This is a genomic window from Pseudosporangium ferrugineum (assembly GCF_003002065.1).
In the GTDB taxonomy this organism is placed as follows: domain Bacteria; phylum Actinomycetota; class Actinomycetes; order Mycobacteriales; family Micromonosporaceae; genus Actinoplanes; species Actinoplanes ferrugineus_A.
This window is the reverse complement of sequence record NZ_PVZG01000051.1, coordinates 1-12,004: the sequence shown is the minus strand read 5'-3', so window position 1 is coordinate 12,004 and position 12,004 is coordinate 1. Positions and strand designations below refer to the sequence as shown.

Genomic DNA, 12,004 nt, shown 5'->3' with positions numbered 1-12,004 from the left:
TCGGTCAACACCAGCGGTGCAGTCGGGCGCCCGGTTCGTGCCATCAACCCACCCTACACCGACTTAACAGGCGAATTTCCGGCGCAGCACACTAGGTATCGCTGCGCGAGAGACCTGTAGTTCGGCGTTTGGTCCATGTCGAGCCAACGACCGTCCATGGTGAGCAGCGCGTACGTGGTCACTGCCATCTGGGCCCGGCCGTCGAGGAATCGCTGCTGGTCGTAGCCGAAATAGCCGACTTCGTCCACCCCGCTTATCCAAGCCCGGCTGAGCACGTCGTGCTCGTTCCGACGCCGCCCTTGAACCTCCCGGATCAGGGGTTGCGCGTCGTAGGCGGCTCGCGCCTGCTGCGCGTCGGGATACTGCGACCGCAGCTCGTCGAGCGGCCGAGCGGCGGGATGACGGCGCACCGACTCCTGCCATGCGGCCCACAGTTCCTGTCCGTCCGCGACGGCCGCGGCACTCATGCCGGCGAGGTCAAGCGTCCGCTTAGTGGTCCGCGCCGTAAGTCCTTCGGGGGTTATGCGGCGAGGGCGTGTGCGGCAGGCTGGTGGTCGCAGCCGGGAGGTTGTTGGGGGTTCTGCTCTTTCTGTTCGTGTCGCTCGATCCGGGCCATGAGGTCCTCGAGGTCGGCCGGGGTGAACTTCCATCTGAAGGGCTGGGCGGTCGCGTTGTAGCGCTGCTCGAAGGCGGCGAGCCGGTCTTCGATTTGGTCAAGGCTGGTGAAGTCGTTGGGTGTGACGACCTTGCGCTGGACGATGGAGAAGTAGATCTCCACCTGGTTCAGCCAGGAGGCGTGGATCGGGGTGTGGACCATGACGGCGTTCGGGAACCGTTTCGCGAGGCGGTCGATCGAGGCCTGGCCGCGGTGCGAGGAGCCGTTGTCGACGATCCAGAACACCCGTTTCGCCGACGCGTAGGGCTCTTGGGCCATGACCTGTTCGGCCAGGGTCATGAACGGCACGATCCCGGTTTTGGCCGCGCAGTGGGAGAACACCCGGGCGCGGTGCACGTCGTAGGCGGCCAGATAGGCCAGGGCGCCACCACGGTCGTATTCGTGGTTGACCCGCATCCTGCGGGCGGCACCCGGTGCCAGGGTGGGGTGGCAGCGGCAGCGGGCCTGGCTGCTGGTCTTCTCGTCGCTGGAGATGACGTACTCGTCGTCGCCGAGCGCAATGCCCTGCCAGGTGCGGGCGTAGAGGTCGAGCACGGGGGTGGCCTTGACGGCGAAGTCGGGGTCTCGGATGAAGATCCAGGACTGGTACTGCCAGGGTTTGATCGTGTCGGCGGCGAGGATCCGGCGCACGGTGGATGCCGAGATCGCCGGGACGGTGCCCCGCTCGACGAGTTCGGTGGCCAGGTCCGGGCAGCACCAGCGTGACAACGGTGTCCCGGTCTCGGCCGGTAGTTGGCAGGCCTGAGTTTCCCCCGCTTTGATGGAGCGGTTTTGCCTGCTACCGGGTGGTGGCAGGGGCGGCGATCGCAGCCTCCGTCTGGCTTGCCTGCTGCCGATGCCAGGCGGTCTCGTACTCGTCCGGGCTGAGGTAGCTCCGCGTTCTCCTTCGCCAGCCGCCGGTTCTCCTCGAGCATGTCCGTGGTCGGCCGATCAGCGCGCTCGCCGGCATCCGCCTCGGCCTGCCGGATCCAGTTGCGCAACGCCTCCGGATGCACGTTCAACTGCTCCGCCAGCCGCTTGATCACCGGCTTCGGATCCGACTCCCGATACAGTCGCACGGCACGTCGCCGCAGCTCATCGGGGTACTTCTTCGGTGCTGCCACGGATACTTCCTCCCCATGGCCATCAGACCATGATCACGAAGCTCCATGAAAGCGGGGGTGGCTCAGGCGGCCAGTGCTTTGACCTGCGCGATTTGCACCGGGGTGAACCGGGGCGGTCTGCCGGACCCTTCAGCACCTTCGCCGAACCAGAGCCCCCACCTCGACCACCGATCCCCATGTCAAGGGTCAGGGCGAAGCCCAGGACTCGGCCGCCCCTGGGGGCATCGGCCGGTCGGCATCTCGATCCGGCGGTTCGAAGACAACCCGCGAGCCCGCACCTGTCGGAACCCGCTCCGTTCAGTTCACCGGCTACGGCCACCCGTGGGCATTCACATCGGCGACCACATCATGGGCCGTCCGAGGCGAGCACCTGGATCGCGTCGGCCAGCAGGTCGTTGCGAGCGGCCTGATCGAGCAGTCCGAGGTATGCCGACGGCGCGTTGCAGGCGGTCCGGCGTCGAGAGCAATGCGCCAGTGCTCGAGTGGGCCCGTCAGCCACGCGAGCGGATCGGACGCCAGATCCACTCCGGCGACGGTTCGTGCTGTCTTCTGGCCGGCCAGAACCTCCGGATCGGTGATTCGGACGACCAGACCGCTGATCTCTGCGGCCTCGGCTGCCGGGCGGAACGCATGCCGTACCCGCCCTGAGCTTGCAATATCGGCTTGGAAAGCTCATTCGAGCACGGTGATCGCAACCGTGGGGCAAACTTCCGCAGCGCGGAGAACACCATTCTCTTGCTGAGGCGAAGGGCTCACGGCCAGCAACACGACGATTCCGTCAGACTCTCGCTGATCGAACACGTCAGGAGCCACGACGACGCACTGACCGGACGCGGTGCATCGTTCCTCGTCGACAACGATCCTCACCTTATCCTCCATTCGAAGCCGGGCCGATCCATCAAACCCAACGGCAACGGCGATTTACGCGGTTCGAAGCCTGGTAACATACTCACGTGCCCAGGAACCAGCGACCGAAGCGCATCGTCATATCCAAGGTTTACACCAAAGCGGGAGATGACGGCACAACAACCCTAGGCGACTTGACGCGTGTCCCCAAGAACCACCTCCAAATAGTCGCGTACGCCGACGTCGACGAAGCAAACAGCGCTATCGGTGCAGCAATCGCCATCGGCCGGGTACCCGACGGCGTCGCCGACATCCTGCGAAAGATACAAAACGATCTCTTCGACGTCGGCGCTGATTTATCTGTGCCATTCGACTCGACAGTTGGCACCCGCCGGCTTCGAATCGACCAATCATACATCGACCGGCTCGAGCTCGGAAGCCATCAACTACTCGACAAAATGACCGCAACAGGGTGGACTAGATGTGACTCAGTTACCCCGTCCAGGGCAATGCTTGAAGTCGCCGCCGCCGCTATCCGCAGGGCCAGTACCTCAGTCTCTGCGGCGGCTGAGGCTGAGGTAGACGTGAACCCACTGATTACAGGTTACTTGGATCAGCTGTCCATTGCCCTCCGGAATATCGCGGTAATTGACTGTCCGCCGGCTTGAACAGCAGCGATCCAGTGCGGGACGGGTAGTGGAGGCGAGCCGGCTGGAGACGTGAACAGGAATGGAGTGATCCCCGCTTCCTCGCTCACACCCTTGTATTCAACCCCCTGACGTCCTCCCTGCGGCACAGTGGCACACGCCCCGCGATCTGGTTGCCAATCGCTCCGGTTGTACAAGCAACGACTAAGTAGCACGCTGCAAGCGAACCGGCAGTTCCTCGAGACCGAACACCAGACCCGGTCGCCAAGCCATCGCGTGGCTAGGCCTCGCCAGCTCTATACTAGAGAACGACTCCAGCAGTGTGTCCACGGCAAGAACCGCCTCCAGCCGGGCGAGCGCCGCGCCGATACAATAATGTGAACCAAGCCCGAAGGCTAGGCTCGGCTGTCTCCGCAAACCGCTCTCCACGATTCTCTCGGCCGCGTCGTCACCGAAGACCGCCTCATCGTGATCCGCCGACATGATCCCCACGACTACCGTCGCACCTGCGGGAATCCGAACGCCCGCGATCTCAACCTCCTCCTTGGTATAGCGTGGAAGAGCAATCTGAAGAGGACTGTTCAGCCTAAGAAACTCTTCGAGGTGAGCACCGACCGACCCGGCACTCTTGTACGTCGCTTCGCGGAGCCGCGCATCAGCGACCAGCTGAAACAGGATAGTACTGATAAGGCCGTACGTGGTTTCATGACCCCCGGTGAGAAGCAAGAATGCAGCCGCAGCTATTTCGTCGTCGCTCAGCCGCACGTCCTCAGGCGCTTCAGTCAAATCCCTGATCAAGCCTTCGGGAAGATCCTGCGGCAGCTCTCGCACAATACGGTTGAGATAGCTTTGAAGGTTCCCAATGGCAACCGGCATATTGGCCAGATCGCTCTGCCTGGGCGAAAGCATCGACCTGGTCCACTCGGCGAATTGGCTACGGTCCGCGTCGGGAATACCGATGATCTCGCAGATAACGTACATCGTCAGCGGAGAAGCATACTCCCGTACCAGATCGACCTCAACCGATTCCGAGAAGCTGGATATAGCCCGCCGGCACTCATCCAGAATCAGCGGCCTCAGCCTCTCGATCCGGCGAGGACTGAACTGGCCCGAGATGGCAGCTCGAAGTCGATGATGTTCGTCACCGTCAGTGTTTGCCACGGTCGACGGCTGGCTCTTGAGAGCGGCTGCTTGATCCTCCGTAAAACCGGGGATGGAACTGAAGTCCGCAAACTCGAGGTCGTGCGTCAGAGCCGGATGCCGAAGCACCTCGCGGGCCACATCGTACCGGGTGACGAGAAACGCCGGCGTACCTGTAGGCAAGACGATCGGACAAATCGCTCCTGTCTGGCGCAGACGACGGTACCACACACCTGGTGCCGAATTGAATTCGCGATCAAACATGGGAAGTGTTACAGGAACATTTTCCGCGTTCATTCGGGCTTCCTTACGCTGAAATCGGGGCGGGCATCGGAGCCGGCACTTTGTTGACTAGCGGCGTTGGGACGCCTACCGCCCCAACGCCGCATTGCCGGAAGTTCCACGCCGTGGTGGAGAAGGTAAGCCAGCGCCAGCGAAAGCGCAAAGGCCGCGAAAATCCACATCAAAGAACCTGCAGCATGTGGAGGGAAATCGAATGGCGCGAGCTTCCGTCCGTAATCCAGCACCAATTCGTGCACCAAGTAGAACGCGAACGTCAGATTGCCCAGCCACACCAAGGCCGGGCGGCCGAAGAGCGTCCGCTCACCGCGAACGTCGGCGACCGCGAACGAACCAAGAATGAGAACCAGCGGGACGAACGTAATTGCATAGATGGAGAAAAGAAATGGAATAAAGGTACTCGCAGCACAGCACAGAACAAAAGAGGTGAAGACGACAACGCGAGGAAATCGAGGCCATCTTCCTTCGGCGACGATGCGCGCGACCAAAATTCCTGCCAAAAACTGCAATGACGCCGAAATAGGGAGAACCGCTACGAACCAGAACTGCGTCGCGGACAGGACCTTGAAATCGCCGAAGGTCTGGCCCGGCAGCAACTGAGCGATGACCGGCATCAAGAGCATCATGCTCCACAGCGCTAACAAGGCCGGCCACAGCGACCGAGCGTTAAACCTCGCCAGCAGCCGGTGCGCCACAGGGAAGATCAGATAGAAGAAAACCTCGCAGGACAATGTCCAAGTAACCGGGTTCACTCCATAGAACACTGCTGGATCAGGGATCCAGCTCTGCAGCAGTGCGGCATCCGCAATACTCCACCATCCGACGGTACGCCCAGCCAGAAACGCGAGCAGAATGGCAAACGCTAGCACAACGAGATGGCTTGGATATGCTCGGAGGTATCGTCGGCGCCAGAACGAGGAAAGTCGCGTGGAGGGCCGAGCCGACCAAGTTAGCACGAAGCCGCTGAGCATGAAGAAGAAGGAGACCGCCGCATACCCTGAGGTGACGCCGGGACTACCTAACCCGACGGCAAAAGCATAGACTATTCTCGGCGATCCGTCGGGAACATACTGCAGAATCTGCGCGTGAATTAGGAAGACGATTAGGGCAGCGGCGAACCTGAGGCCCGTTAATGACGGCAGCTCTTTCTTGCTGTGACTGCCAACCACTACCATAGTTCCCCTCTCGAGAATAATGCCCAGCAGGTGAACAAAGGGGCGCTACCGAACGGCTACCGAGAGCGACACTGGACCTCGGAGATTGCTGTCACGCCATACCACCTGCTCAAGCTCCATAGCCGGATGCAGTCCAAAGAGGTGGGTCAATGCTGCCTTGGCCTCGCTCCGAGCTATGGCCGCTCCCAGGCAGTAGTGCGCACCCCTCCCGAAGCCGAGCTGCGATCGCTCGCTTCGCATGGGGTTGAAGGACGCTGATTCATGGAATTGGCTGGGATCACGGTTCGCTGACCACAAGCTCATGGACACGGGTTCGCCGGCCGGGATCACCACACTGCCGAGTTCGATGTCGCTTCGCGTGAACCTCGGCGGCGTAAATGTGACCGGACCGGCGAATCTGATCGTCTCCTCAATGAAAGCGTCGGCCAAAGACAGGTCCGACAGAAGGAGATCGCGCAGGCGTGGGTCACGCAAGATGACGGCGACAGCGGTACCGGTCAGACTCGCGGCTGTTTCCAGGCCGGACATCACAAGCATCGCCAGCATTGTCTTCAGTTGAGGCACTGTCATGCTGCTGCTTTCAGCATTGGATCGGATGATGCCAGCCGCCAGCGTGTCACCATCGGTAAACTTCTTGTCCTCCAACAGCCGCCCGAAATACGTGTCCATCTCCGCCATTGCAGCGAAAACCGCTTGGTATCCCTCCGGCCCACCGCCCCCGACCGAAATGGCGTGTGCCCAACCCAGGAACGTGCCGCGGTCGGCTTCCGGAACCCCAAGCAAGTCACAGATTGCCATGATCGACAACGGATATGCAAGCTCTTGCATGATATCGACGCTCGGTCCTGGTGAATCACTCACGCCCCGCACCAGGCGGAGCGCACCGGACACGATCCGCTCATGAAGTGCCGTCATACGCTGAGCCGTGAGTTGTTTCGTGATCTCAGAACGAAGAGCCGTATGTTCCGGCGGATCAGTGTTGAGAAGATTCTTTCTATCCTCCGTGAATGCCTCTCTGTAGGCCGCGGGAAGTCGGCCGGCGTCGATCAGGTCCGCCACCGCCTCGGGCACCCTGACTGCCACGTATGGACTGGTGAGAGCATGGGTCACGTCGGAGTAGCGGGTAACGAGCCAGACCTTGATCCCAGGCATGAGCTCCACCTCCGCCGGCTCTCCTACAGGACAGTCGCGGTCGAACCCAAGAGCCTCTATTGGCGGGGGTACCTCGGTCGCGTCGTTGGAATCAGTCTTTTCCGGCTGTGTGCCCATCAGTATCCCTTCAAGGTGGAGCAGCCGACTCACTCGGCATTACAAAATTTATCCGTAAAGACTCACACGGCGGTACTCTGCCGTTGAGCGGCGAGCTTGGAGACGCGACAATATGGATCGAGAGGATCTGCCGAGCAATGCTGAAGGTCCGCGGTCTCCCCAATTTTCAGCTCTCGGGCATAGTCAATAAGGACGTCGAGCGCGACATAGTCCTCGAGCGCATGGCCCGTCGAATCGAATACAGTTGTCGAAGGTCTGAAAGCAACCGCTTCGGCTGGTGCCGCGCAGAGCTGAGTCAAGTCAAGACGGATGTTCGACTTCGGTGCGTACTGACACTCACCCTCGGCCATCGCCTGTTCGAAGTGATCGGGGAATATCAGAGCGCGTTCGAGCAATCCGTCCGGAAGTTCCCGTTTCCCGCGTACGTCCGAACCCACGGCATTGATGTGCAGGTGCGGCAAGAACTCAGACCCCGGCAAAACCGGCCCAGAGCCCGGCGCGACCGACGTAGCAGTACAAATTACGTCAGCAGACTTCACAATTTCTTCCACCGGTGCTACTTCGAATCGCAGACCGGTGAATCCGGCCCGCCGCTCCAGTGACATCGCACGCTCGGTAACCTTGTCGAAGACGAGGACGGAGTCGAACGCGAACCTGCGGGACAGAGCGTGAACCTGGGTAACTGCCTGCGCCCCGGCACCGACGATTCCCAGTACTCTGCTGCCAGGGTCAGCCAGCAGGGTGCTGGCCAATGCAGAGGCGGCGCCTGTCCGCATCGCGGTGAGTATCACTGCATCCGCGATCGCTTCGAGTCTTCCGGCAGAGTCGTTGTACCGCACGATCGTTCCGAGAACTGTCGGCAGGTCGTTTTCGGAGACGTTGTGCGGACTGTAGGAAACCGTCTTGAGGGTCAAGCCATCGGCGCCATGCTGATGAGGCATCCATTCGAGCAGTGCATCACTGTGGCTGGCACGAGCGAATCCCGATCTAGCTGGCGATCGCAGGCTGGAGTCGTCGGCGCCTTTCCGGAACGCGTCCTGCAAACGCAATATGAGCGCATCCATGAACTCGCTTCTGCCTACCTTGTCGAGAATAGCCAGCACGTCATACGCGCCGATTACAAGTGTCTCCACGGCAGAATTCCTTAATGTGAGATTGCGGTTCCGGACCCGCTTGCGGCGCCACGGGCTATCGCCATTCGACGAACAGGCTCATCTCTTTGGGACCGATGACCGATCGAGGATCCAGCCAGGACGTTCGCTCCTTGTCAATTTGAAAGGACGTGGTTCTTTCGAAGAGCTCCTCGAGCACGACCCTTGCCTGCGTCCGGGCCAAGGACGCGCCCAAACAGAAGTGAATACCGTGTCCCAGAGCCAGGTGCTGGTTTGGGCTTCGACGGAAGTCGAAGGTGTCGGGGTCCGCGAACTGCCGAGGATCCCGGTTGGCCGCAGCCAGCCAGACTGTCACAATTCCGTTTCTCGGGATGGTGGCGCCGCCGATTGTCGCGTCCTCGACACAAAGCCGACCGGTCCGAGCAGCCTGGCTGCGGTATCGAATTACCTCCTCGACGGCACCAGGAATGCTCGAATAGTCAGCTCGCAGGGCAGCTTTCGCCTGGGGATCTTGGTCCAGACAAAGGAGGGCATTTCCGATGGTGAGCGTAGTTCCTTGGCCGGTGATCAGCAGCAAAGCTACGAACCCGACGATTTCCTCGTCTGAAAGCCGGCTGCCGTCAACCTCGACATTGGTCAGCAAAGAGATGAGGTCGTCCGACGCGACATCGCGCTTCCTGCGCACATGCGCCCTCAGATATTCGTTGAGCTCCCGCATCGTCGGCGTGATGGCCTGCACGGCCTCGTCGCTGGGCTGACCTATGTCGCCTTCTCCTCCGATGGAGAGCAGCACGTCGGTCCACTGTTTGAACAATGGCACGTCGGTGCCCGGAACGCCGATCACTTCGGCAATTGTCATCACGGGCATGGGGAACGACAGCTGGTTGTGAACATCGACGCTCGAGGACGCCTTCATGCCATCCATCAATTCGCGCGTTATCGTCCGGATACGCGCCTCCATCTTCGCGCTGAACTTCGGTGTGAAAACCTGGGTGACAAGTCCACGAATCTTGCGGTGTTGCGGAGGGTCCATGGCGGCGAAGTTGCCCTGCACGAAGAAGGCCAGTTCCTCAGGCGCCGGAGCAAGGCCGCTGAAGTCGTTCGAAAAGTGTTGGTGATCACTGAGGACTGCGGCTACCTCAGGGTATCCAAATATGTGCCAGATGCCGGTCGGGTCCTCCTGCAGCACCGGGCCGGCTTCTCGCATCTGGCGAAACCACGAAAACAGTTCCCCAGTCTCCTCGGGCGGCGGCGCCCAAGTCGTCGCGTTTTCTTTCGTCACGTCCAACTCCCGGTTTCAGTGGTCCCTGGATTCGCTCTTCATGCTCTCGACGAGGCTGCGCGGGCGTAGATCAGCCCAATTCTCGTCGATGTACTTCAGCGCCTCAGCGCGAGAGCTTTCTCCGAGCACAATCTCCCAGCCGGACGGAACGTCGACGAACGTCGGCCAGAGTGAGTGCTGGTTCTCGCCGTTGCGGAGGACGAGAAAAGTGCCCTCGGGGTCGTCAAACGGGTTGGTCATGATGTTCCTTCCGTGGATCGATGCACGTTTCCGCCTCTAAGATGGTCGTTCAGGGTGTCACTTATCGTCTGCAGGGCTTTACCTTCCAGCATTCGCGTGTGAGTGGCGTCGACCGGGACGTTGATGACATTTTCAGCGAACGGCGCCCAGGACGGCACCGGATCCAACCATTCTTTCCGGTGGAGCGTCGAAGAGAGGAGCAGCACATCCCCTCGGTACAGCTGCGGCTCGTGCGTTATCGAAATAGCCATGTGGTGCCTAAGGGCCTTCGCCAGGCCGTCGATGTCCAGCATTTTGGCGTCGGCGGGAGGCATACGGCTGAAGATTCCTGACTGCAGTTCCTCCACCGTTACCAGCGCCTCGTTCTGCCTCGGTATTCCGAGCAGCTCCGCGATTGCCAGAAGTACGTGCTGAGCATTAGGTTCCGGCAGATCCTCTGGCCTGATCGGCGACCCCGTGTACGCACTCGTCGGATAGCCGTCGATAACTGCGACCAACCCTATGGTGGACCCTTCATATTGCAGTTGGCGCGCCATCTCGTGAGCAACTAGACCTCCGAAGGACCAACCGCAGAGGTAGTATCTTCCCCGGGGTTGAATTCTTCGCAAGCGCTTTGCGTAGAGCCGCGCCATTTCTTCGATGCTCGGCGGTGCCGTGGCTGCGTAGTTTGCCACGTCTGCCTGCAGAGCGTAGATTGGCCGCTCTTTATCGAGTGTCTGTATGAACCGCGAGTAGCACCATCCAAGCCCGATACCCGGATGAATGAAGAATATCGGCTCCTTCGGTCCGCCCTGTCGAATAGGAATGACGGGCTCCCAGGCCACCGGAGTCTGTGGCAGCATGATCCTCTCGGCGAGTGCCGCAACCGTAGGCGCTTCAAAGATTGTTCGCATTCCGAACGAACGGCCGGTACCGCGCTCGATCAATTTGACAAGCTTCGGTACCAGCAGAGAATGGCCGCCGAGCTCGAAGAAGTTGTCCTCGACGTAGATCTGATCGACTCTTAGCGTTGCTTCAAAAGCGTCGGCGACGATCCGTTCACTTTTCGTGGCGGGTGTCCGGCCCTGAAGCCGACGTGGCGGATTGCTCATCAATAGGCCGCCCCTGTCGATCTTTCCGTTGGGGCTCAATGGGATCTGATCCACGATCATGAACTGGTTTGGTACGGAGTACTGCGGCAATTTCGCTTCCGCCCATGATCGCAGCTCGGCGATGGTGGACGCGCGGTCTTCTCGTATTTGCACGTAAGCAACAAGCCGCTCGCGGCCGTGGTCGCCGCGGCTGAGAACTGCCGCCGCACCGACGACTCCTGGATGGCGGGAGAGTACTGCCTCCACTTCGCCGGCTTCCACCCGGATCCCATTTATTTTCATCTGTCCGTCTCGGCGCCCGTTGAATTGAATGGAGCCATCATCGGTCCACGAGGCCAGATCGCCGGTTCGATACATCCGGCCGCCGCTTTGGTCGTACGGGTTGGCAACGAAGCGTTCGGCGGTTTTGCCGCTAGATCCAATGTAGCCGCGGGCAAGCCCGGCTCCGGCTATGTAGATTTCACCTTCGATTCCGGGCGCGACGAGATTCAAGTGATCGTCGAGAACGTAGACCTTCGTGTTCGCTATCGGTTTGCCGATAGCGAACACGTCGGGCCACAAGGTGGCTGATCCGCGAATGCTATGGCTCGTGGCGACATGGGTTTCTGCCGGGCCATAGATGTTGTTCATTCCGATTCCCCGGCCGTCTTGATCGAAGGCGCGGACGGCATCGGTGATGACTAGCTGTTCTCCGCCCTGAAAGATGTCTGAGGGTCGCCACCGGATGCTCTTGTCATCGTTGTCTTCTTGCGCCGCATCTGCCATTGACTGAATGACTGTGGTTGTTGCGAAGAGCTCGTCCACAGCGTTGTGACCGAGCCATCTCAGGAGCGCCGCGGGGTCGGAACGCACGGTTCCGGGCACGATGGTGAGTTCTCGGCCCGAGATCAGCGCGGACATGATTTCTTGAACCGCGAAGTCGAAGCTGACCGACAGGAACTGAGCGGTCTTTTTCTGTTCGTCGGCCGGCCATTCGTTCAGATGCCAAATCAGCATGTTTCGGGTCGCTTCGTGGCCCATCGCGATCCCTTTGGGTGTGCCGGTGGATCCGGAGGTGTAGATGACGTAGGCGGGGTGTTGTGTGTGCAGGGGGGTGCTGCGGTCGTGGTCGGTCGGGTTGTGG

11 protein-coding genes and 1 pseudogene are annotated in these 12,004 nt (G+C 60.6%); 1 reads left to right on the top strand and 11 read right to left on the bottom strand.

Annotated elements, in window-relative coordinates:
- Positions 1-53: 53 nt before the first annotated feature.
- The 4 genes and pseudogenes from CLV70_RS38190 to CLV70_RS38175 form a co-directional block, all read right to left on the bottom strand.
- The gene (locus CLV70_RS38190; protein ID WP_106131495.1) at positions 54-467 is read right to left on the bottom strand and encodes a hypothetical protein; all 414 of its coding nucleotides are present in this window, start codon (positions 465-467) and stop codon (positions 54-56) included.
- Between the two features lie 53 nt (positions 468-520).
- On the bottom strand, positions 521-1,384 hold the full coding sequence (locus CLV70_RS38185) for a transposase (RefSeq protein ID WP_211304054.1): 864 nt from the start codon (positions 1,382-1,384) through the stop codon (positions 521-523).
- Between the two features lie 179 nt (positions 1,385-1,563).
- Positions 1,564-1,779 (bottom strand): annotated as a pseudogene (locus CLV70_RS42195) (transposase); the annotation flags it as partial.
- 672 nt (positions 1,780-2,451) lie between these two features.
- Positions 2,452-2,646 carry a ferredoxin gene (locus tag CLV70_RS38175; RefSeq protein WP_106131497.1) on the bottom strand — a complete coding sequence of 65 codons (195 nt, stop codon included), beginning with the start codon at positions 2,644-2,646 and terminating at the stop codon, positions 2,452-2,454.
- A gap of 86 nt (positions 2,647-2,732) precedes the next feature.
- Between CLV70_RS38175 and CLV70_RS38170 the strand changes: the two genes are divergently transcribed.
- Entirely contained in the window at positions 2,733-3,293 is a 561-nt protein-coding gene (locus CLV70_RS38170; RefSeq protein ID WP_146164342.1) for an ATP:cob(I)alamin adenosyltransferase, read from the top strand.
- A 183-nt stretch (positions 3,294-3,476) separates the two neighbouring features.
- Here the strand turns inward: CLV70_RS38170 and CLV70_RS38165 are convergent, their stop codons facing one another.
- The 7 genes from CLV70_RS38165 to CLV70_RS38135 all read right to left on the bottom strand — a co-directional run.
- Positions 3,477-4,709: a cytochrome P450 gene (locus CLV70_RS38165; RefSeq protein WP_106131494.1), complete on the bottom strand. Its 1,233-nt coding sequence runs from the start codon at positions 4,707-4,709 to the stop codon at positions 3,477-3,479.
- The gene (locus CLV70_RS38160) at positions 4,706-5,887 is read right to left on the bottom strand and encodes an acyltransferase family protein (protein ID WP_106131493.1); all 1,182 of its coding nucleotides are present in this window, start codon (positions 5,885-5,887) and stop codon (positions 4,706-4,708) included. Before CLV70_RS38160 ends, CLV70_RS38165 begins: the two co-directional genes overlap by 4 nt.
- Before the next feature lie 45 nt (positions 5,888-5,932).
- Positions 5,933-7,189 (bottom strand): cytochrome P450, encoded by a 1,257-nt coding sequence (locus CLV70_RS38155; RefSeq protein WP_106131492.1) that lies wholly within the window; start codon positions 7,187-7,189, stop codon positions 5,933-5,935.
- A gap of 29 nt (positions 7,190-7,218) precedes the next feature.
- Positions 7,219-8,289 (bottom strand): ornithine cyclodeaminase family protein, encoded by a 1,071-nt coding sequence (locus CLV70_RS38150; protein WP_106131491.1) that lies wholly within the window; start codon positions 8,287-8,289, stop codon positions 7,219-7,221.
- 55 nt (positions 8,290-8,344) lie between these two features.
- The gene (locus tag CLV70_RS38145; protein ID WP_146164341.1) at positions 8,345-9,550 is read right to left on the bottom strand and encodes a cytochrome P450; all 1,206 of its coding nucleotides are present in this window, start codon (positions 9,548-9,550) and stop codon (positions 8,345-8,347) included.
- A 15-nt stretch (positions 9,551-9,565) separates the two neighbouring features.
- A complete protein-coding gene (locus tag CLV70_RS38140) occupies positions 9,566-9,790 on the bottom strand; it encodes an MbtH family protein (protein WP_106131489.1) in 225 nt (74 codons plus the stop codon).
- A partial coding sequence (locus tag CLV70_RS38135) for an AMP-binding protein (RefSeq protein WP_146164339.1) occupies positions 9,787-12,004 on the bottom strand: 2,218 nt, incomplete at its 5' end. The genes CLV70_RS38140 and CLV70_RS38135, both read right to left, overlap by 4 nt.